Below are 20,907 nucleotides of genomic sequence, written 5' to 3' on the forward strand. Positions count from 1 at the left end.
CGGCCACCCACCGGAGCCTCCCAATGTCTGCTTACGAAACAACCGCTCAGGTTGCTTCCTCTCCCAGAAGTGCAGGAATCAGCATCGCGATCCTGGCCTTTTCCGCCTTTCTCATCGTTACCACCGAATTCCTCATCGTAGGGCTGCTTCCCGCGCTGGCCAGGGACCTGAGCATTTCGATTGCCATGGCCGGGCAACTGGTGACGCTGTTCGCCTTCACCGTGATGGTGTCCGGTCCGCCGCTGACGGCGGCGCTGTCACACCTGCCGCGAAAGAAACTGTTCATCGGCATCTTGCTGCTGTTCGCCGCGGCCAACGCGGTGGCCGCCGCCTCAAGCAGCTTCTGGCTGCTTGCCGTGGCCCGTGTCGTGCCTGCCTTGGCTTTGCCGGTGTTCTGGGGCACAGCCAGCGAGACCGCCGGGCAACTGGCCGGGCCGCAGCGGGCGGGGCAGGCTATTTCACGGGTGTACCTGGGGATATCGGCGGCCATGTTGCTGGGCATCCCGCTGGGTACCGTGGCGGCCAGTGCGATCGGCTGGAGAGGGGCTTTCTGGCTGCTCGCCGGGCTGTCGTTGCTCATGGCGGCGGCCATGTGGATCTACATGCCGAGCGTGGCGCGCACGGCCAAGGTGGATTTCCTCCAGCAGGCACGGATTTTCAAGGAACCGCGTTTCCTGGCCAACGTACTGCTTTCGGTGGTGGTGTTCAGTGCCATGTTCATCGCCTACACCTACCTGGCCGACATCCTCGAGCGTGTCGCAGGCGTGGCACCTGCCGATGTTGGTTGGTGGATGATGGGCTTTGGCGCCATTGGCCTGGTGGGTAACTGGATGGGTGGCAAGGCAGTCGACCAGTCGCCGATCAAAGCCACCATCGGCTTTCTCGCGTTGCTTGCGCTGGGCATGGCCGTGGCCGTTCCGCTGGCTCAAGATGGCTGGCTGTTCTGTGTTGCGCTTGGGCTGTGGGGCATCGCCAATACAGCGCTTTACCCGGTCAGCCAGGTGCGGGTCATGCATTCGGTCAGCCACGCACAGGCGCTGGCGGGCACCAGCAATGTCTCGGCGGCCAATGCCGGCATTGGAGTGGGTGCGATCGTCGGCGGCATGACCGTGTCGAACCTCGGCGTCGGCTACCTCGGCTATGTGGCTGCAGCTGTTGCGCTGTTCGCGATGCTGCTGGCGCTGGTCATTCTCCGCCTTGAGCGTTAGGACAGGGCGGTCAGCTGTCACCACGCCGGCTGCCATGGGGCGTCAGCCGCGGCAGCAAGTAGTCCAGCAGTGCGCGGACCTTGGGCTGGTTCTCGCGGCTTTTCAGCCAGACCAGGTTCATGGGCAGGCCGTCCGTTGCCAGTTCTGGCAGCACCTCGACCAGCGTGCCTTGGTCGAGGTGCCGTTGGGTCAGCCAGGTCGGCAGCTGGCCAATGCCATGCCCGGCGAGCACAGCGGCCACTTCACCCTCGCCATCGCCGACTGCGATGCGTGCCTGCGGCGTACGCCGCTCCATCTCTCCCGGCTGCCGGCCTTTGAAGAACCATGGGCTGACCTGGCCGTCGCCGTGCCCATAGCCGACGCAGTGATGCTGATCGAGATCATCTTCGCTTTGCGGGGTGCCGTGCTGCGCAAGGTAGCCGGGTGAGGCGCAGAAGATCAGGCGCTGGGCGCCGAAATACTGATGGCCAAGGCTGGCTGGCCAGGCATCCGCGCCGCCGATGCGCACGACGATGTCGATGCCTTCGTGCTGCGGGTCGATAAAGCGGTCGGTAAACGAGATGTGCGGTCGCAGCAACGGATGCTGGTGGATGAAATCCAGGATCAGCGGCAGCACATGCAACCGGCCATACGAGGCTGGCAAATCGATCCGCACCTTGCCGTGAGGCTCGTCGCCCTGGGCGCTGAGCGCATGCTCGACCTGCTCCAGGTCGGCCAGTACCGACGTACAGGTGCGGTAGAACGTGATACCCGCCTCGGTCAGCGCCAAGGTGCGGGTGGTACGGTTGAACAGCCGTACCCCAAGGCGTTCCTCCAGGCGCGCGACACTCTTGCTCACAGCCGATCCGGTGAGGTTCAGCCGTTCGGCCGCGGCAGTGAAGCTGCCCAGGTCAGCGACCGCGACAAAGACGTCGAGACCCTTCAATCGTTCAGATGAAAACATTCGCGTCCCCGGTTGAGCGCCATGGAACAGGAATTGCTGGCAATGCTGTAAAGCTCACCAGGCGGGGGATACGCCCATGCTCGTGGAAGACCACTGCTTCATGTTCCTCGTGGTGATGATCGTGCTGGCCGTGGATGCGGTGGCGCTCACCCTTTATTGGCGCAGCAAACCCTGACCCCAGCCTCGGGGGCAGGATACCCCCTGGTCGGGGCCTTTGCGATGAATGATCGACTGGCACCGCTTCCAAACCTGCGGTGACGGCGGTAGCCTCGGTAGACCTTCGCCGATAGAAATTCCATTCCCATGCCTGCTGGTTTTCCCGGGTTGCCCTCACTCAATGCGCTGCGTGTGTTCGAAGTGGTGGCGCGTCAGTTGAACTTCCGCCTCGCCGCCGAGGAGCTGGGCGTGACCCAGGCGGCTGTCGCCCAGCAGGTGCGCGGGCTGGAAGCCAGCCTGCAGGTACGCCTGTTCGAGCGCCTGCCCCGGGGCGTCAGGCTGACCGATGCCGGGCGTGGCTATGCCGCGAGTATCCGCAGCGCCTTGGGCATGATCGACGAAGCCACCCGGCTGCTGCGCCCGGCGCCTTCCCAGCTCACGGTCAGCGTGACGCCTACCTTTGCTTCGAAGTGGCTGATTCCAAGGCTCGGCCACTTCGCCGAGGCCTACCCCGACATCGATCTGCGCCTGCTGGCCAGCGAACGCCTCGCACACTTCCATACCGATGGTGTCGACATCGCCGTGCGCTACGGCCAGCCGCCGTTCGCTGGCGGGCTGAACGCAGAGCTGCTGATGGAGCAGCGCATCGTCGCGGTGGCGAGCCCGGCACTGGTGGCTGAAATGGGCAGGCCAGACAGCTTTGCCGCCTTGCAGCGCTATGTCGCCTTGCACGATGGGCACAACTTCTGGCCGCAGTTCACCGCCGCCTTGTTCCCTGCGCATCCGAAGCCGACGGCCAAGAGTGTGCGATTCAACCAGACATCGCTGGCCATCGACGCTGCCGTCGGCGGGCAGGGTGTAGCACTCGCCAGCCATGCCTTTGTCAAGGACGACATCGCTGCAGGCAGGCTGCAGCAGGTGTTTGCTCAGCAGCTGCGGCTGGACAAGGCCTTCTACCTGGTCTGGCCTCGCAAGGCGCAGGAGACGCCAGCACTGGGTTTTGTCAGAGCGTGGCTGAAAAGCCAGGTAGGCGATAGTTAATCTACTGCCTGCGCAAACGTTGACTGCCTCCCTCGGCCAGTGGGTGGCTGCTAGTGTGATGGAACTCGCAACTGCACTGTTCCATTACCCGAGGAGGCAACATGTCTGTAGAAAAAGTGGCAATCATCACCGCCGGTGGCAGCGGCATGGGCGCAGCAGCGGCACGTCGTCTGGCCGCTGACGGGTTCAAGGTTGGCATCCTGTCCTCATCGGGCAAGGGCGAGGCGCTGGCCGCCGAGCTTGGCGGCATTGGCGTCACTGGCAGCAACCAGTCGGTCGAGGACCTGCAGCGCCTGGTAGAGGCCGTGGTCGAGCAATGGGGGCGCATCGACGTGCTGGTCAACAGCGCCGGCCACGGCCCGCGCGCACCGATCCTGGAAATCAGCGACGCGGACTGGCACAAGGGCATGGACACTTACCTGCTCAATGTCATCCGCCCGACTCGGCTGGTGACGCCTCATATGCAAAAACAGCAGGGCGGGGTAATCATCAACATCTCCACCGCCTGGGCGTTCGAGCCGGTTGACCTGTTTCCTACATCGGCTGTGTTCCGTTCAGGCCTGGCCGCCTTCACCAAGATCTTCGCCGACAGTTTCGCCGGGGATAATGTGCGCATGAACAACGTGCTCCCCGGCTGGATCGACAGCCTGCCGGCCACCGAGCAGCGCCGCGACAGCGTGCCGCTCAAGCGCTACGGTACCAGCGAGGAAATCGCCGCCACCATCGCCTTCCTCGCCAGCGATGGCGCTGCCTATATCACCGGGCAGAACATCAAGGTGGATGGTGGCGTGACGCGCAGCGTCTGAGCAGGTTGTTTTGGGGGAGGCCGGGCGGCACTCGATCTCACAGGCACTGCATCCCTCGCGGCATACACCTGTAAGCCCAGATACCAATTTTACGTTTTGCGACAAATTTTTTACGTTTGTCGTTATAACGTTACGCCGCTCGTCAGCGGTGGCCGTCAGCGCCCTCGGCTCATGACTGGCAAAGCCTGGTATTTCTGGAGTCTGAATGAGAGTCGATCTAGACACTGAGGCCGCCGACCTCGATGCGTACCCGCGATTTCAGCGCGCGATGCTTCATGCGCGCAGGTTGAGGCAGTTGTTGTATCTGGCGCTGGCGTTTGCGCTGCTGCTGGCGCTACTGCAGGGGCTGATCGGCATTTTCAGCCCTGACTCGCACTGGCGCGTCCTGCTGGCGGTCAACAGCGCGGTGTTGCTGCTGTTGGCGGGCGCCGCGCAGTCGGCCTGGCAGGTGGCCAGCTGGCGCGCTCGCGCCTTGGGCCAGGTGCCGGCCCCGCTGCTGTTCTGGCGCACAGCCAGCGAAAGCGTCGAGCCCGAGTCGCTCAGCCGCTTCGATCGCTGGTGCCGGCAAATGGCCGATGCCTGCCGACGGCAATGGCGCAGGCTCGGTGCAGAAGCCCCCTGGCTGATTGGCCTGGCGTGCCTGGCACTGCTGCTGGTGACGGGGAGCTGGCGCTTCGACCTGCCGACACCGACGGCGGCAGGGCAGGTGACCTGGGTTGCCATCGGCCTGTTGGCCGTTTTTGCGTTCTGCCTGGTCGTGCTCGAACGCCACCTGATGGCTGAAAGCGAGGCGACCTGGCCCGAAGCCGCAGCGCTTGCCGCTAGCTTGCGGCTGGTCATCGCTGTGCAGGTACTGAGCATTGCCTGCCTGGTCTGTGTTGACGGCGAGCGCCTGTGGCCGGCCCGTGTGGCCGTGCTGATCGGCCTGTTGCCCGGCCTGGCAGCGCTCGAACTGCTGACCCGGGCAGTGCTGGCCATGTTCCGCCCTTCGCGCCCGGGTGAAGAGCCGGCGCTGGTGGCGCGCAGTCTTGCGGGCGACTTGCTGCAATGGCCGCCGCGGCCATTGGTAGTGTTGCAGGATGAACTGCATGAGCGCCTGGGCATCGACCTGCGCCAGGTATGGGCTTTCGCGTTCATGCGCCGGGCGTTCCTGCCGGTGGCCGCGCTGGTGGCCTTGGTCGGCTGGTTGCTGACCGGCATTATCGAGGTGCCGACGAACAATCGCGGCGTCTACGAACGCTTTGGCAACCCCGTGGCGGTGTCTCCCCCTGGCCTGCATGTCGGCTTGCCATGGCCGTTTGGCAAGGTGTTGCAGGTGGACAACAGCATCATCCATGAACTGGCGACCACGACGGCCGAGGGCGTCAGCGAACCCTTGGCCGCTGCCGATGGTGCGCCGCCGACAACCGCCAACCGGCTGTGGGACGCCACCCACCTGAGCGAGAATTCGCAAGTCATCGCCGGTGCCGATGGCGGGCGTCAGGGCTTCCAGATCGTCAACATGGATGTGCGCTTCATCTACCGCATCGGCCTGAGCGACGCAGCCGCGCTGGCGGCGGCCTATCACACGGCGAATGTCGAGCAATTGCTGCGCAGCGTCGCCAATCGGGTGCTGGTCCATGATTTTGCCGGTCGCTCGCTGGATGGCCTGCTAGGGGCCGAACGTGCCGAACTTGGCCGTGACATCGGTCGTGCGGTGCAGGCCGACCTCGACCGTATGGACACCGGGGTGGAGCTGCTGGCGACCTCGGTGGAGGCCATCCACCCGCCAGCCGGTGCGGCCAACGCCTATCATGCCGTGCAGGCCGCGCAGATCACCGCCCAGGCGTTGGTCGCCCGTGACCGTGGGCGGGCTGCACAGAAGCTTGACGAAGCCCGCCAGAACGCCACGTCGTTGACCGACAAGGCCGTGGCCGACGCCCATGAAACCCAGACCAGCGCCGACACTGCCGCGCTGCGCTTCGACGCCGAGCATACCGCCTGGCGGCATGCAGGCCAGGCGTTCATCCTGGAACAGTACCTGGAGCGGCTGTCCCAAGGCATGGCGCACTCGAGCAGCCTGATCATCGATCACCGGCTGGCGGCAAACCAGGCACCGACCCTGGACCTGCGCAGCTTTGCCGTACCCATCGACCCTTCGCAACCGAAACCCGCATCCGGCCGTACCCAGGAGCGTAATCCGTGAGTTCCCATACCGCACATGGTCATGACCACGACCACGACCACGACCACGACCACGATCACGACCACCATCGAGATCATGTTGAGACCCCCGACCGTGCCCGGCCCGCCTGGGTACGGGTCGGGGTAGCGTTGCTGCTGGTCTTGATCATGGCCGCAACGGCCTGTCTGGTGCAGGTTCGTGTCGGCGAAGCAACGGTCATCACGCGCTTCGGCAACCCGTCGCGGGTGCTCATCGAGCCCGGGCTCAACTGGCGTTGGCCCGTGCCGTTCGAGGCCGCGGTACCGGTCGACCTGCGCCTGCGCACGACCTCCAGCGGGCTGCAGGATGTCGGCACGCGGGATGGCCTGCGCATCATCGTGCAGGCCTATGTCGCCTGGCAGGTGGCAGCGGATCCACAGAGCATCCAGCTGTTCATGCGCGCGGTGCAGAACCAGCCCGACGAGGCGGCGCGGCAGATCCGCACCCTGGTCGGTTCGGCCCTGGAAACCACGGCCAGCGGTTTCGAACTGGCCGACCTGGTCAACGTCGATGCCAGCCGGGTGCGCATCGATGCTTTCGAGCAGCGCCTGCGCGAGCAGATCGAGCAGCAACTGATCACCAGCTATGGCGTGCGCGTGGTGCAGGTGGGTATCGAGCGCCTGACCTTGCCCAAGGTCACCCTCGAAGCCACCGTCGACCGCATGCGCGCCGAGCGCGAGACCATCGCCACCGAACGCACCGCCGAAGGCAAACGAAAAGCGGCCGAGATCCAGTCGGCCGCCGAGCGTGATGCGCGCATCCTGCAGGCCGATGCCAGCGTGAAGGCCGCGCAGATCCAGGCACAATCGCAGGTGCAGGCCGCGGACATCTACGCCAAGGCTTATGCCGGCGCGCCGCAGCTGTACACCTTGCTGCGTTCGCTCGACACCCTCGGGTCGGTCATCAACCCCGGCACGAAGCTGGTGCTGCGCACCGACGCGGCACCGTTCCGCGCGCTGGTTGAGGGGCCTGTGCAGCCTGCGGGGGTTGACCATGGCCGGCCGTGAGCCATTGTCGGGCGGGCTGCCCGCCGGCCCCTGGCTGCAATCCGGGCGCATCGGTTTCGTGGCGCTGTATGGGGTGGCGCTGTTGGCAGCGGTGGGATGGCTGTTCGGCAATGTGCGTCAGATAGGGCCGGAAAACCGTGCGGTGGTGTTGCGCCTGGGAGCCGAGGAGCGCATCCAGAATGCAGGCTTGCTGCTGGCCTGGCCAGAGCCCTTCGAACAGGTGGTGATGTTGCCCTCGGCAGCGCGGGTCACCGAACGCCGGGTGGAGCTGCTGCTGCGCTCGGAACTTGCACAGAAGTCGGACAAGGACGGCACGTTGGCCAGCGATGCCACGGCGGGCTCCGGTTACCTGCTGACTGGCGATGCCGGGGCGGTGCAGCTGGACGTCCGGGTGTTCTATACCGTCAGCGATCCCTACGCCTATGCGCGCCAGGGGCAGCATGTGGAGCCCGCGCTGGACCGTCTGGTGGAGCGCAATGCAGTGCAAATCTGCGCTTCGCGCGACATGGACGCGATCCTGGTCGCGCGCCCCGAGCTGGTTGGCGCGGATGCCGGGCTGGCCAGCCAGCGTGAGCGTCTGCGTGGCGACCTGCAACAGGGCATAAACGCTAGCCTTGCCCGGCTGCGTTCGGCCGGTGCCAGCCTAGGAGTCGAGGTGGTGCGGGTCGACATCCAGTCGTCGCTGCCATGGTCGGCCGTCAGCGCCTTCAACGCGGTGCTCACCGCCAGCCAGCAGGCCGAGCAGGCAGTGGCCAAGGCCCGTAATGATGCTGCGCGGCAACTGCAGCAGGCCACCCAGGCCGCCGACCGCACCGTGCAAGTGGCCCAGGCCGAAGCCAGCGAGCGGCTGTCCCGCGCCCAGGCCGCCACCGCGACGATCGTTGGCCTGGCCCAGCAGCAGGATCCGCAATTGCTGCTGCGGCTCTACCGCGAGCGGGTACCGGCGATACTGGCGCGCGCCGGCTCGGTCACCACCGTCAACAAGGATGACACCGGGCACATGATCCTGCAGGGGCCAGCGCAATGAGTTCGACGCTTTATTCCCATTTCTGGAGCGGCTCGCGATGAGTACTCATCATTGTCATGGTCACGGGCACCATCACCACGCCCATACTCACCTCACCTCCGGTTTGCTGTCGCAGGCCGAGCAGCGCTCAGCCGCACGCCAGTTGAGCCTGGCGATGCTGGCCCTGGGGTTGCTGGCACTGGGGCTGGCCTGGCGCTGGCTGGCGCCGACCCAGGAGGGGATCAGCCAGTTGCTGCTCGGCGGCGCCTCGTTGCTGGTTGCCGTCCCGGTATTGCGCTCGGCCTGGTACAGCCTGCTGCACCCCAGCCTGCATGGCCTCACCGATCAACTGATCGCCCTGGCCATGCTGGGCGCCTGGGCGACCGGCGACCTGGCCACGGCGGCGCTGCTGCCGATCATCATGATCTTCGGTCACATGCTCGAAGAGCGCAGTGTGCTGGGTTCGCAAGAGGCCATTGCGGCGTTGGGGCAACTGACCCGCAGCCATGCGCGGCTGATCGATGCCGATGGCCAGGTGCGCGAGGTCGATAATGCCAGCCTCAAGCCAGGCGACCAGGTCGAGGTGCGCGCCGGTGACCGTGTGCCTGCCGACGGCCGCGTCCTGCAAGGCCAGGCCAGCCTGGATACCGCGCCGATCACTGGTGAGGCGGTGCCGCTGGAAGTCGCCAGTGGCATGGATATCCACGGTGGTTCGATCAACCTCGATGGGTTGCTGCGGGTAGAAGTCACCCGGGTCGGCGATGATTCCACCTTGGGCAAGGTCATCGCCCTGATGCAGCGCGCCGAGCAGGCCAAGCCGCCCATCACCCGGCTGCTCGAACGCCACGCCGGGCGCTACCTGGTGCTGGTCTTGCTGATTGCCGCCGTGACCTGGTTCATCACCCGCGATGCCCAGGCCATGCTGGCCGTGCTGGTGGCTGCCTGCCCGTGCGCGCTGGTGCTGTCGGCGCCGGCGACAGCGGTGGCGGGGATTGCCGTCGCTGCCCGGCATGGCATCCTGATTCGCGGTTCGGCCTTCCTCGAGGAACTGGCCGACCTGTCGTCACTGGTGATCGACAAGACCGGCACGCTGACCTACGGCGACCTGCGTCTGCGCAGTGTGGTCGGTACTGCGGCGACTGTGCCGCAGGGCGAGATCGTCAAGCTCGCGGCCAGCCTTGGCGCCGCCAGCAGCCACCCGGTCAGCCGCGCCCTGGCGGCGCTGGTACCCCATGAGCAGCACCTGGCGCTGCTGGACATCCATGAACGCCAGGGCTTTGGCGTGGTGGCGCACACGGTCGAGGGTGAAGCGGCCCTGGGCCGCCCGGAGCTGTTCCGCCAGCTCGGCCTGCAGGTGCCGCCCGTGCCCGAGCATGACGGCCCGATTGCCGGCCTGGCGCGAAACGGGCAGTTCCTCGCCTGGCTGCTGCTGGCCGACAACCTGCGGGCAGAGTCTGCCGAGGCCATGCAGCAGCTGCGCGAGCTTGGCCTGGGGCGCCAGTTGCTGCTGACCGGTGACCGTAGCCGTGTCGCCGAGGCCATCGCCGAGCAGGTCGGCATGACGCGCGTTGTGGCCGAAGCGCTGCCGGAAGACAAGATGCACCACGTCAACCAGGAGCTGCAGCTGGGCTTCCGCCCATTGGTCGTGGGGGACGGCATCAATGATTCGCTGGCGCTGAAGGCCGGTGTGGTCGGGGTGGCCATGGGGGCTAACGGTGCCGACATTGCCCTGGCTGCGGCGGATATCGTGCTGATCAACGGCGACCTGCGGCGTCTGGCCACCTGCATTCGCCTCAGCCGCCAGTGCCGCCGCACGCTGCAGGTGAATGTACTGATCGGCCTGGGTTGGACCTTGGCGATTGTGGTAGCCGCCGCGTTCGGCCTGCTGGGTGCGGCGGGTGCGATGATCGCCGCGCTGCTGCACAACCTCAGTACGCTGTTGGTGCTGACCAACGCCGGGCGCCTGTTGCGTTATGACGAACGGCTCGGGCCGAGCAACGCGCTGCCGGCGCTCAGGCCCTAGCCCGAAGCGCACGGCCATCAACATGTGTTCGGTTACCGAACACAAGCCGTATGGGCGCGCTCAAGCCTGCGGCGGCGACTCCGATAGCTGCTGACCCACCGTCGAAACCTCGACCAGAAGTGGCGTCAACCAGCACAAAAGGAGTACCGCACGCATGTTTGCCGACCTGAAGATCCGTACCGGAATGTTCTGGGTGCTGTTGCTGTTCAGCCTGACCTTGTTGTTTTCCACCGTCAGTGCCTGGCGGGCGGCGCTGGGCAGCGACGAGCAGATCACCGAACTGGATCAGACCGCGCACCAGTCGGACCGGCTGAACAATGCCCTGCTGATGGCGATCCGCTCCAGCGCCAACGTGTCTTCGGGCTTCATCGAGCAGCTGGGTGGCCACGACGAGAGTGCGAACAAGCGCATGGCGATGTCGGTCGAGCTGAACGACAAGAGCCAGAAGCTGGTCGACGAGTTCGTCGAAAACACCCGCGAGCCGGCGCTGCACGCAGTGGCCAGCGAGCTGCAAGCCACCTTTGCCGAGTACGCCAGGGCGGTGGACGGGCAGCGCGAAGCCACGCGGCAACGCTCGCTGGAGCAGTATTTCAGGGTCAATACCGACGCTGGCAATGCCATGGGCCGGTTGCAGGCGCTGCGCCAGCAACTGGTTGCAGCCTTGACCGAGCGCGGGCAGCAGATCATGCAGGAATCCGACCGTCGCCTGGAGCGTGCGCAGCAGCTGAGCCTGGGGTTGTTGGCGGTGACATTGTTGCTTGCCGGCCTGTGCTGGGCCTTCATCGCCCAGCGTGTGCTGCACCCGTTGCGTGAAGCGGGCCGGCACTTCCAGCGCATTGCCAGTGGCGACCTGAGCGTGCCGGTGCAGGCTCAGCAACGCAACGAGATCGGCCAGCTGTTCCATGAACTGGAGCGTATGCAGCAGAGCCAGCGCGATACCTTGGGCAAGATCAGCAGTTGCACCCGGCAGCTGGCCGATGCGGCGCAAGCGTTGAATGCTGTCACCGAGGATAGCGCCAACAACCTGCGCCAGCAGGGCCAGGAGCTGGAACAGGCGGCCACTGCCGTCACCGAAATGACCACGGCGGTGGAAGAGGTCGCACGCAATGCCGTGACGACCTCCCAGGCGACCCATGAATCCAATCAGCTGGCGGAGAAAAGCCGTCAGCAGGTCAGCGACAACATCGACGGCACTCAGGCCATGACCCGCGAGATCCAGACCAGCAGCGGCCATCTCGAGCAGCTGGTGGGGCAGGTGCGCGATATCGGCAAGGTGCTTGAGGTGATCCGTTCGGTGTCCGAGCAGACCAACCTGCTGGCACTCAACGCAGCCATCGAGGCGGCCCGCGCCGGGGATGCCGGGCGCGGTTTTGCGGTGGTGGCCGATGAGGTGCGCACGCTGGCCTACCGCACCCAGGCCTCGACCCAGGAAATCGAGCAGATGATCGGCCGCGTGCAGCAGGGGACCGAGGCGGCGGTCGCCTCGATGCAGGCCAGCACCAGCCGGGCGCAGTCGACACTCGACGTGACCCTGGCTTCAGGCCAGGTGCTGGAGGGGATCTACAGTGCCATTGGCGAGATCAACGAGCGCAACCTGGTGATCGCCAGTGCAGCCGAAGAGCAGGCGCAGGTGGCGCGTGAGGTGGACCGCAACCTGCTGAACATCCGCGAGCTGTCGAGCCAGTCTGCGGCGGGTGCGCAGCAGACCAGCGAGGCCAGCCAGGCGTTGTCAGGGCTGGTCGGGGAGATGACCGCCCTGGTGGGACGGTTCAGGGTCTGAAGCGCCCACCTGTTGCCATGCAAACAGATATACTCCGCGGCCGTTTCGAGCATTCAGGAGTCGTTCATGCAGCAGGTTCTGCTCATCGTTGATGTCCAGTCCACCTTCAGCCCCCCCGAGTGGCTGGTGGACGGGATTCGTCTGTTGTCAGCGAGGATTCCGTCGTTCGCCTCGATCGAATTGCACGATGAGCAGGTGACGCCGTTCCAGCGCCAGCTCGGCTGGCACCCGGCAGCCGAGGACGAGTGCCTGGTCGAGGTGGACCAGGTGTTCATCAAGCATGGCTATGGCCAGACCGCCGAGACCATCGCCCAGATCCGCCAACTGAGCGTGGAGCGCGTGCTGGTGTGCGGCATGCAGACCGAAACCTGCGTACTGGCAGCAGGCTTTGCGCTGTTCGATGCCGGGCTCTGCCCGACACTGGTGACCGACCTGACCGTCGGCTCATCACTGGACCGCTCTGGCAAACTGGGGACCGACCTCTGGAAGCACCACTTCGGCAACGTGACCACGCGGGCCGAGGTGATGGCCGAACTCGCGCAGTCGGGCTGCTGAGAAAACCGCGAAAAGCCAGCGCGCATCGTTTAGCATGGGGGCGCCGATGTACCTGGCCCCCCTCTTATCGAAATGCTCTGGCTTGCCATGACTGCCTTCTACCTCAAGTTTCTGATCACCCCCACGCTCATGTTGGCCATCTCGCTGGCGGCCAAGCGCTGGGGCACGCAAATCGGCGGGCTGCTGTCCGGGCTGCCGGTTACCTCAGCCTTGGTCGTGCTGTTCCTGAGCCTCGAACAGGGCCCTGGTTTTGCCTTGCAGGCAGTGCCTGGAGCGTTGGCCGGCCTGGCGGCGGTGCAGGCGACCTACCTGTTCTACTACCAGGTGACGCGACGGATCGGGGCATTGCCCGGTTGCATCGCCGCGCTGGCGGTTTACGCGGCCATGGCAGCCTTGATGAGCCACCTGGGTTGGCTCGCGCTGTCGGTGCTGGTGACCCTGGCACTGCTCACCCTGATCATCATCGTCACCTCGCAACCGGCGCCGGCCGCTGATGCCAAGGTGGTGCAACTGCCGCGCTGGGTGATCCCGATGCGCATGCTCACGGCCACCGCGCTGCTGGTGGCGATCACCGCCAGCGCCGAATGGCTCGGGCCGGTGGCCAGCGGCCTGCTGGCGCCGATCCCGGTGATCGCCTGGCCGCTGGCGGTGTTCGCCCATGTTCAGGGCGGGCACCCTGAATTGGGCGCGATCGTGCGCGGCAACGCCATTGGCGGCGTGGGCGTGCTGGGGTTCTACCTGACAGTGAACAGCTTCATCGAGCAGTGGGGCAGCGTGCCGGCCATTGCCGCCGCCGTGGTGCTGGCCGTGGCGGCCACCTTTGCCCTGGCCAGGCTGCTGGACCGCCGCTGACATCTGCACCCAGGCAGGCGCCTGTATCGTTCTGTATCAAGGCGCCTGCCACGCCTACTTGCTTACAAAACCTTCGCTCTGCTGATACGCCCGGGATACATCCCTGGGGCCAAATGAACCAGCCCGAACGAACAAGCCCTGCGGCTCGCGTTCCCTGGCTCTTCGCCCTTGAGGCATGACCGTACGACTATCAGGAGAAACACCATGTCCCGTATCCAGTTCCCCAACAAGACTCGCCTCGGCCTGCTGAGCATCGCCCTGGTGGGCGGTATCAACCTGGCGTCTTCGGCATTTGCCGTCGAGGCACTGCCGCAAGGCTACCAGCTGGCGGCTGCGGAAAAGGCCGGCGAGGGCAAGTGCGGCGAAGGCAAGTGCGGTGCCAGTGGCGCCAAGGCCAAAGCCACCCAGGCCGAAGGCAAGTGCGGCGAGGGCAAGTGTGGCGCCAGCGGGGCCAAGGCTACCCAGGCTGAAGGCAAATGCGGTGAAGGCAAGTGCGGCGACGCTTCGTTTGCCCGCACGGACGCCGACCATGACGGCCGCGTGTCCCGCGCCGAACTGCTGGCGGTCGCGCCGAAGGCCGGTGCCGAGTTCGATGCCATCGATGCCAACCACGACGGCTACCTTTCCGAAGCCGAGGTCTACCAGTTCCGCAAGCATCAGTTCGACGCCAACGGCAAACCCTTCCCGACCGACCTGTACAGCAAGCTGAGCCAGGCAAAGCACTGACCCGCAGCGGCATCCTCCCCAGGCTGCCAGCCGGGGAGGGCGCTGCACCTCAAGGAGCCTGCGATGAGTACTCAAACCAACCTGCAGGGCGCCGGCCTGGGCTTGCGCCGTGCACTGCTGCCAGAGCTGCTGAGCATGGACAGCACAGCCGTGGACTTTCTCGAATGCGCGCCAGACAACTGGATCGGCGTCGGCGGCGCCTTCGGCGAAGGCCTGGCGCAACTGGCCGAGCGCTATCCGCTGGCTTGTCATGGCCTGTCGTTGTCGCTGGGCGGCCCGGCACCGCTGGACCATGGCTTCCTGCGCCAGATTCGCGCCTTTCTCGACCGTCACCAGGTGCCGCTGTTCAGCGAACACCTGAGCTACTGCGCCGATGACGGCCATCTGTACGACCTCATCCCCATGCCGTTCACCGAAGCAGCCGTGCGCCATACTGCCCAGCGCATTGCTGAAGTCCAGGATGCCCTGGGTCGGCGGATTGCCGTGGAGAATATCTCTTACTACGCCGCACCGTATCAGGCGATGAGCGAAATCGAGTTTCTGCAGGCGGTGTTGAGTGAAGCCGACTGCGACGTGCTGCTGGACATCAACAATATCGTGGTCAATGCCTGCAACCATGGCTACGACGCTGCCGGGTTCCTGGCCCAGGTGCCGGCCGAACGGGTGGTCTGCCTGCATGTGGCCGGGCACTACGACCAAGCGCCGGACCTGAAGATCGACACCCATGGTGCCAGCGTCAGGCCTGATGTCTGGGGCCTGCTGGCCAGTGCCTACCAGCACTTGGGGCCGGTGCCGACCTTGCTTGAGCGCGACTTCAACCTGCCACCGCTGGCCGAACTGCTGGTCGAGGTGGAGTACATTCGCAGCCTGCAATCAACAGCGCAGGCCTTGGCGGTGCGCCATGGCTGATTCACTGCATGAACAGCTGCTGCGCATGGCTGGCCATATCCGCGATCCGCAGGCCAATCCGCCACCGCCTGGTATCGAAGCGCGGCGCCTGGCGGTGTATCGGCAGCTGTTCTTCGGCAACCTGCAGGCACTGCTGGCCGGCAGCTTTCCGGTGCTGCACGCCAGTCTCGCTGCCGAGCACTGGCAGGGGTTGTGCGAAGACTTCTACGCCAACCATCGCTGCCACACGCCGCTGTTCACCGAAGTGGGCAGCGAGTGGGTCGAATACCTGCGAGGGCGAGGCGAGCAGCCCGGGTGGATCGCCGAGCTTGCCCATTACGAGTGGATAGAGACGGCATTGTTGCTCAGTGATGCCGCCGAACCTGAGCATGCCCCGGAGGGTGATCTGCTGGTTGGCGTGCCGGTGCTGTCCAGCCTGGCTATGCCATTGGCCTATGCCTGGCCGGTCAGCCATATCGGGCCGGACCATCTGCCGGGCGAGGCGCCCGATGAGCCCACCTTGCTGCTGGCTCATCGAGGTAAAGACCACAAGGTGGCCTTTTCGCGCCTTGCGCCGCTGGCCCATGCGCTGTTGCAGTCGTTGCAGGACCAGCCCATGAGCGGGCGCGAACATCTGGCGGCATTGGCCGCAGCTGCCGGCGTCGAACCCGCTGCCATCGCGGCACCTGGCCTGGCGCTGCTGCACAGCCTGAAAGCCCAGGGCGTCGTGCTCGGCACCCGATAGGTGCGAGCGGTGATGCGTTTACTGATACTTGATCACGATCGCCTTGAGCCTGCGCCCTTCGACATAGGCTGCCAGTGGCTGGCTGCCGTGAACAGAGTCGAAGGGACTGTAGGGCACAAATTGCCACTGAGGGTCAGCGGCGGTAGTAGCGATGGTCAGCATCGTAATGGTGGGCCCGCTCGTGTCGGCGCTCCCAGTCGCGGCGGCGCTCCGCCTCACGGCGCGCCTCTTCCCGCCGCCATTGGGCCCGGCGCCATTCTTCGCGGCGGCGGTCTTCGCTGTGGTAGTGCCAGCGGCCGTCGCGCCAGTAGCGGTCATCATCATGGGCGAGCAGTGGCCCTGGCTGGCCGTCGGCGATGCGGGCCAGGTTCGGCCAAGGGCTCTGGGCCGGCTTGGTCGGCGACGGGGCGATGGTTTCAGTGGCCAGGGCCGCTTTCGACGCGTGGATCGGTGTCGCTGAGGCAGAGCCCATGGCTACCAAGGCGAACAGGCCGGCAAAGAGGATTCTCGGGATATGGCGTTTCATCGGCGTAGGCAACCCCAGGTTGTCATTGAACATGCGGTTGGGCAGCGCCGTAAGGCGGCGCCCACCGCGAGCGTGAGCATGTCCAGATAGACAAGTAATTGGGGAAAAGTTCTGTTCGTTCAGCGGCTTAGCGTCTACACGTCGCTGAACCAGACCAATGGCCCGCCTGCAAAGCCTCTTCGAGCCGTTCGACCGGGGCGGGCAGAGCGGCGCCGATGGCTTGTGCGTGACAATCCTGTTGCCACGCCTGGGTTGATGCGTCTGAGCGCCTGGGGTCAGCGGCCGAGCATCACGGTCTGCAGTTGCGCCTGAGCCTGCTGTACGGTCTTCGCCTGAGCCGTGAGGTCTTGCAGCAAGGCATTCAGTTCAGCCTGCACCTTGGGGTCGTTGACCTTGACGATCGGCCCGTTGATCTCGATCTGCGCCTTGTGGGCATCCACGTAGTCGGCGACTTTCAGGCTGCTGTCGAGGGTGCCGTTGATCTGTGGCAGCACCTGCAGGAAGGTCTCGGCCGGGACGCTGACGGTGCGGTCGTAGGCCTTGTCGTAGACCAGCTTGAGGTCATCGGGCTGCTTGAGCTGGGCATGGGCGCTGTCGGCCTTGGCTTTTTGCGCCTGCAGCTGGACACCCATGTCGTTCAGACCGGTCTGTACCGCCTTGATGTCGTCACGGCGACTGGTGATATCGTTCAGCGACCGCACCGCACCTTTCTGCAGCAGGCTGCCCAGCGGTTTCACCGCGCTATCCATGGCACCGTTGAAATCGGTGATCACCGCGTAATGGTCGTTGTAGGGGCCAAACGCCTTGGACTCGTCAGCGCTCGGCTTGGGCACGTGAACGCCGGGTTTGTCGATGATACGGGTTTGCAGGAATTCGCTGAAGGCAGCGCGCTGCTTGGGTTCATTGTCGCCACAGGCGGCTAGGGCGAGGGGCAGGGCGAGGGCGAGTAACCAGTTGCGGCGGAATGAGACGTTCATGTCGATGAAACTCCGTAGGGGGGAGGGGCGCCAGCGCAATGGCTCGCGCGGCGGGCAAGGGTAGCGCTTTTTCAGGACTGGATCCAACTTGCGTTGTGGTGTTCGCCGCGGTATTTGCAGCGAACACCCGCAAGCCATCACTCAATGCACCGGAATTAAATCACCCGAGCCTGATACAGGGCTTCCAGCGCTTCCCCGCGCAGCCGCGAGAGGCGTTCGTCGCGCCGGTCACGCGGGTACTCCAGCCCGACCCGCAATTCCCGGCAGACCGTGCCGGGCCGGTTGCCGATCACCAATACCCGATCACTCAAGTACAGTGCCTCGTCCACATCGTGGGTCACCACGAGCAAGGCAATCCCGTGCCGGTGGGCCAGTTGCAACAGCAAGTCCTGCAGCTTGAACCGGGTAAACGCGTCCACCGCGCTGAACGGTTCATCGAGCAGCAACAGTTGCGGCTGGCCATACAAGCCGCGGGCGATGGCCACGCGTTGCGCCATGCCGCCCGACAGGGCTTTGGGTAGCGCATCAGCGAAGTCCGTAAGCCCGACTTCTTCGAGCAGCGCCGCAACCCTGGCGCGGTCGTAGCGGTTGTCCTCGCTGAAGCCGATATTGTCGGCCACGCTCAGCCAGGGCATCAGCTTGGGTTCCTGGAATACGAAACCCACCTGCTCAGGGCGCCGGTGCAGACGGCCGCTGAAGTGCGGGTCAAGCTGCGCCACCAGCCGCAGCAGTGTGCTCTTGCCGCAGCCACTGGGGCCGAGCAGGCTGACAATTTCGCCGGGCTGCAACTGCAGGTCGATCTGCCCGAGGACCGGGGTTGCACCGAAGGACTTGGCTTCGACCTGTATATCGAGCAGCGGCGCAACGGGCAGTGTGCTTAGGGGTTGGTTCATCGGTTCAGGCCTTTGTGTCGGTGCCGTCGAAGGTGTCGCGCCAGGCCAGCCAGCGTTTCTCCAGCCCGGCCAGTAGCCCATCGCTTAGCTTGCCAAGCAGGGCCAGGGCGATGATTGCCGCCAGCACCAGGTCTGGCCGGGAGGTTTCCCGCCCGTCGCTGAGCAGGTAGCCCAGGCCGCGGGTGGCGGCGATCAGCTCGGCGGCCACGAGGAACATCCAGCTCAGGCTCAGTGCACTGCGCAGGCCGGTGAATACACCGGGGATGGCGGCTGGCAACAGCACCCGCCGGGCCAGGCGCAGCGGGCCGAAGCCGTACATGCGGGCCACCTCGACCAGTTTGCGGTCGATGTTGCGGATCGCCGCCACGCCGTTGAGGTACACCGGGAAGAACGCGCCGATGGCAATCAGCGTGACTTTGGAGGTTTCACCAATACCTAGCCACAGCAGCAACAGCGGCACCCAGGCCAGGCTGGGAATAGCCCGCAGGCTGGCGAAGGTCGGTTCGAGCCAGGCTTCGGCTTCGCGGCTGAGCCCGACCCAGGCGGCAAACACCAGGCCGAGCAGGGCGCCAATGGCGAACCCGGCCAGCACGCGGCTCAGGCTGGCGCCGATGTGTTTCCACAAGGCACCGTCCGCCAGTTGCAGCAAGGTCTGGGCAACCTCGCTGGGGGCTGGCATTTGGTAGGACGCGATCCAGCCAAGGCGTACCACGGCCTCCAGCACAACGATCAGCGCCAGCGGCAAGGCCAGGCCCTTGGCCCGGCGCGGCCATTGACGCCGTGCAGGCACGGGCAAGGTGGTGGCGGTCATTCGATGTTGGCCTCGCCGAAGGACGGATCGATCAACTGGTCAATCACATGGTTGACGTCGGCACCGCGCTTGACCAGTTCCTCGGAGACCAGGATGGGCGCCGCCGCCTTGGAGGCCTTGGCATCGTCGGCAGTCAGCTGCGGGGCGGAGAGGTCGGTGCGCGACAGCTGGAGCCTGGCGACGTCCAGCGGCAGTTTGGACTCGTCAGCCAACAACTGTGCGAATTCGCCTGGATGCGCGATTGCCCAGTGACGGGCCTTTTCATACGCCTTGATGACCGTGGCGATGGTTTGCGGGTGCTGTTTGGCAAAGGTCTCGGTGACACTGATCACGCCGTAGCTGTTTAAGTCCTTGTTGCGGTACAGCAGGCGCGAGCCCGCCTGCAGCTCGCTGGCGGCCATATGCGGGTCGAGGCCCGCCCAGGCGTCGACATCGCCTTTTTCCAGGGCGGTACGGCCGTCCGGGTGCTGCAGGTGCAACAGTTCGACGTCGTCCTTTTGCAGGCCGGCCTGTTCCAGGGCGCGCAAGGTGAACAGGTACGGGTCGGTGCCTTTGGTGGCGGCGATCTTCTTGCCCTTGAGGTCATTGACGCTGTTCAGCGGTGAGTCCTTGGCCACCACCAGCGCGGTCCATTCCGCGCGGCTGTACACATACACCGATTTGATCGGGCTGCCGTTGGCGCGGGCCAATACGGCGGAGAGGCTGGCGGAGGAGCCGAAGTCGGCACCGCCGCTATTGAGGTACTCCAGCGAGCGGTTGCTGCCCTGGCTGAACACCCAGCTGACCTTGGCGTCGGGCAAGGCTTGCTCCAGCCAGCCGAAGTGCTTCAGCACCAGGCTGACCGGCGAGTAGTAGGCGTAGTCCAGGCGTACTTCCTTGGGGGCCTCTTCAGCGTGGGCGGTGGGGTTGAGAAGGAGCGCGGCCAGGCCAGCGGCGAGGGTCTTGAGAGGGAGGCGCATTGCAGAATCCAGTCGAATGAAGGTGTGTTCATTCGATTGCAGGGGGCATGCCATTTGGCCATGCACTTGCCCCAGGCGTTGGCGCCATCCCTGTGGTAGCCGGTTGACCCACGCATGCCGTGTGGTAGAGACCGACGCATACGCGGGTGAACCTGCTCCCACAGGCTACGTGGCTGGGCGCCTGGGCTGTACGCAGCTGTACTTTCTGTTGATCGGCTGTTGCCGTGCAGACAGTGCCTGAGGCCTCAAGGGTTGACCTGATAGCCACGCCCCTGCAGGCACCCGCTGTAGGCACTGGCGTGCGCCGAACTTTGCGCCTGGCCCTGGTTGCGCCGGTCTTCGCGGCGCTCCTGGCGTTGCCGCGAGGCACCTACCGCAGCGCCGGCGGCTGCCCCCTGGCTTGCACGGTTCTGCCGATATTGCTCCTTGGCATTGTCGCCGACCCGGTCATACACCTCGTCGTGCTGGTTGCCCCGCACCTGAGCGCCAACCGCACCCGCTGCGGCTCCGGCCGCCGCGCCCTTGACCCTGCCGCCGACATGGCTGCCAGTGGAACTGCTGCTGGCGCTGTTTGCGGCGTTAGTCGCCACGGTGTTGCAGTCGTTGATGTCCAGCTGCATCTGTTGGCTGCTCTGGCCCTTGAGCGGCACCACCGACTGGGCCTGGGCTGCAGACGCCGCGCACAGCAGCATCAGCAGGTAACTCCACGTGAACGCACGCATCGCACACCTCCAGCGGATGGGAATTGCATCTCACAGGATAGCCGGGGCTACGGTAGCTGGCGGTGTGCAGTTGCCGGCTG

Annotated in this window: 20 protein-coding genes; 13 read left to right on the forward strand and 7 right to left on the reverse strand. The window is 65.4% G+C overall.

The window, feature by feature from the left end:
• The first annotated feature begins 23 nt into the window (after positions 1-23).
• Positions 24-1,208 carry an MFS transporter gene (locus HU738_RS12700; protein ID WP_186602625.1) on the forward strand — a complete coding sequence of 395 codons (1,185 nt, stop codon included), beginning with the start codon at positions 24-26 and terminating at the stop codon, positions 1,206-1,208.
• A gap of 10 nt (positions 1,209-1,218) precedes the next feature.
• Here the strand turns inward: HU738_RS12700 and HU738_RS12705 are convergent, their stop codons facing one another.
• Positions 1,219-2,151, reverse strand: a complete 933-nt coding sequence (locus HU738_RS12705) for a LysR family transcriptional regulator (protein WP_186602623.1) — start codon at positions 2,149-2,151, stop codon at positions 1,219-1,221.
• 303 nt (positions 2,152-2,454) lie between these two features.
• On the opposite strand from HU738_RS12705, the gene HU738_RS12710 reads away from it, so the two are divergent.
• From HU738_RS12710 to HU738_RS12765, 12 genes are all read left to right on the forward strand, one after another.
• The gene (locus HU738_RS12710; protein ID WP_186602621.1) at positions 2,455-3,348 is read left to right on the forward strand and encodes a LysR substrate-binding domain-containing protein; all 894 of its coding nucleotides are present in this window, start codon (positions 2,455-2,457) and stop codon (positions 3,346-3,348) included.
• 101 nt (positions 3,349-3,449) lie between these two features.
• Complete coding sequence (locus tag HU738_RS12715) at positions 3,450-4,154, forward strand: SDR family oxidoreductase (RefSeq protein ID WP_186602619.1); 705 nt, start codon at positions 3,450-3,452, stop codon at positions 4,152-4,154.
• A gap of 205 nt (positions 4,155-4,359) precedes the next feature.
• Positions 4,360-6,339, forward strand: coding sequence for a protease modulator HflK (gene hflK / locus HU738_RS12720; RefSeq protein WP_186602617.1), 1,980 nt, complete (start codon positions 4,360-4,362; stop codon positions 6,337-6,339).
• Complete coding sequence (gene hflC, locus HU738_RS12725) at positions 6,336-7,364, forward strand: protease modulator HflC (protein WP_186602615.1); 1,029 nt, start codon at positions 6,336-6,338, stop codon at positions 7,362-7,364. Before hflK (HU738_RS12720) ends, hflC begins: the two co-directional genes overlap by 4 nt.
• Entirely contained in the window at positions 7,351-8,391 is a 1,041-nt protein-coding gene (gene hflK / locus HU738_RS12730) for a protease modulator HflK (RefSeq protein ID WP_186602614.1), read from the forward strand. Before hflC ends, hflK (HU738_RS12730) begins: the two co-directional genes overlap by 14 nt.
• Before the next feature lie 37 nt (positions 8,392-8,428).
• The gene (locus tag HU738_RS12735; RefSeq protein ID WP_186602612.1) at positions 8,429-10,393 is read left to right on the forward strand and encodes a heavy metal translocating P-type ATPase; all 1,965 of its coding nucleotides are present in this window, start codon (positions 8,429-8,431) and stop codon (positions 10,391-10,393) included.
• A gap of 154 nt (positions 10,394-10,547) precedes the next feature.
• Positions 10,548-12,173: a methyl-accepting chemotaxis protein gene (locus tag HU738_RS12740; RefSeq protein ID WP_186602610.1), complete on the forward strand. Its 1,626-nt coding sequence runs from the start codon at positions 10,548-10,550 to the stop codon at positions 12,171-12,173.
• 66 nt (positions 12,174-12,239) lie between these two features.
• Positions 12,240-12,728: an isochorismatase family protein gene (locus HU738_RS12745; protein WP_186602609.1), complete on the forward strand. Its 489-nt coding sequence runs from the start codon at positions 12,240-12,242 to the stop codon at positions 12,726-12,728.
• A gap of 87 nt (positions 12,729-12,815) precedes the next feature.
• On the forward strand, positions 12,816-13,580 hold the full coding sequence (locus tag HU738_RS12750; protein WP_186602607.1) for a hypothetical protein: 765 nt from the start codon (positions 12,816-12,818) through the stop codon (positions 13,578-13,580).
• Positions 13,581-13,784: 204 nt separating this feature from the next.
• On the forward strand, positions 13,785-14,306 hold the full coding sequence (locus tag HU738_RS12755; RefSeq protein WP_176506657.1) for an HvfA family oxazolone/thioamide-modified RiPP metallophore: 522 nt from the start codon (positions 13,785-13,787) through the stop codon (positions 14,304-14,306).
• A gap of 63 nt (positions 14,307-14,369) precedes the next feature.
• Positions 14,370-15,215 (forward strand): HvfB family MNIO-type RiPP peptide maturase, encoded by an 846-nt coding sequence (locus tag HU738_RS12760; protein ID WP_186602605.1) that lies wholly within the window; start codon positions 14,370-14,372, stop codon positions 15,213-15,215.
• Complete coding sequence (locus HU738_RS12765; protein ID WP_186602603.1) at positions 15,208-15,939, forward strand: HvfC family RiPP maturation protein; 732 nt, start codon at positions 15,208-15,210, stop codon at positions 15,937-15,939. The genes HU738_RS12760 and HU738_RS12765 overlap by 8 nt, the downstream gene beginning before the upstream one ends.
• A gap of 133 nt (positions 15,940-16,072) precedes the next feature.
• Here HU738_RS12765 and HU738_RS12770 read toward each other — a convergent pair whose 3' ends face one another.
• The 6 genes from HU738_RS12770 to HU738_RS12795 all read right to left on the reverse strand — a co-directional run bounded on the left by HU738_RS12770 (position 16,073) and on the right by HU738_RS12795 (position 20,827).
• Positions 16,073-16,498 (reverse strand): hypothetical protein, encoded by a 426-nt coding sequence (locus HU738_RS12770; RefSeq protein ID WP_367616166.1) that lies wholly within the window; start codon positions 16,496-16,498, stop codon positions 16,073-16,075.
• Positions 16,499-16,740: 242 nt separating this feature from the next.
• Positions 16,741-17,442 carry a DUF3053 domain-containing protein gene (locus HU738_RS12775; RefSeq protein ID WP_176506654.1) on the reverse strand — a complete coding sequence of 234 codons (702 nt, stop codon included), beginning with the start codon at positions 17,440-17,442 and terminating at the stop codon, positions 16,741-16,743.
• 155 nt (positions 17,443-17,597) lie between these two features.
• Entirely contained in the window at positions 17,598-18,335 is a 738-nt protein-coding gene (locus HU738_RS12780) for an ABC transporter ATP-binding protein (RefSeq protein ID WP_186602599.1), read from the reverse strand.
• A gap of 4 nt (positions 18,336-18,339) precedes the next feature.
• Positions 18,340-19,146, reverse strand: a complete 807-nt coding sequence (locus tag HU738_RS12785; protein ID WP_186602598.1) for an ABC transporter permease — start codon at positions 19,144-19,146, stop codon at positions 18,340-18,342.
• Positions 19,143-20,105 carry an aliphatic sulfonate ABC transporter substrate-binding protein gene (locus HU738_RS12790; protein ID WP_186602597.1) on the reverse strand — a complete coding sequence of 321 codons (963 nt, stop codon included), beginning with the start codon at positions 20,103-20,105 and terminating at the stop codon, positions 19,143-19,145. The genes HU738_RS12785 and HU738_RS12790 overlap by 4 nt, the downstream gene beginning before the upstream one ends.
• A 245-nt stretch (positions 20,106-20,350) precedes the next feature.
• On the reverse strand, positions 20,351-20,827 hold the full coding sequence (locus HU738_RS12795) for a YMGG-like glycine zipper-containing protein (RefSeq protein ID WP_186602596.1): 477 nt from the start codon (positions 20,825-20,827) through the stop codon (positions 20,351-20,353).
• Between the last annotated feature and the right edge of the window lie 80 nt (positions 20,828-20,907).

Source organism: Pseudomonas vlassakiae, assembly GCF_014269035.2.
GTDB classification, from domain to species: Bacteria; Pseudomonadota; Gammaproteobacteria; order Pseudomonadales; family Pseudomonadaceae; genus Aquipseudomonas; species Aquipseudomonas vlassakiae.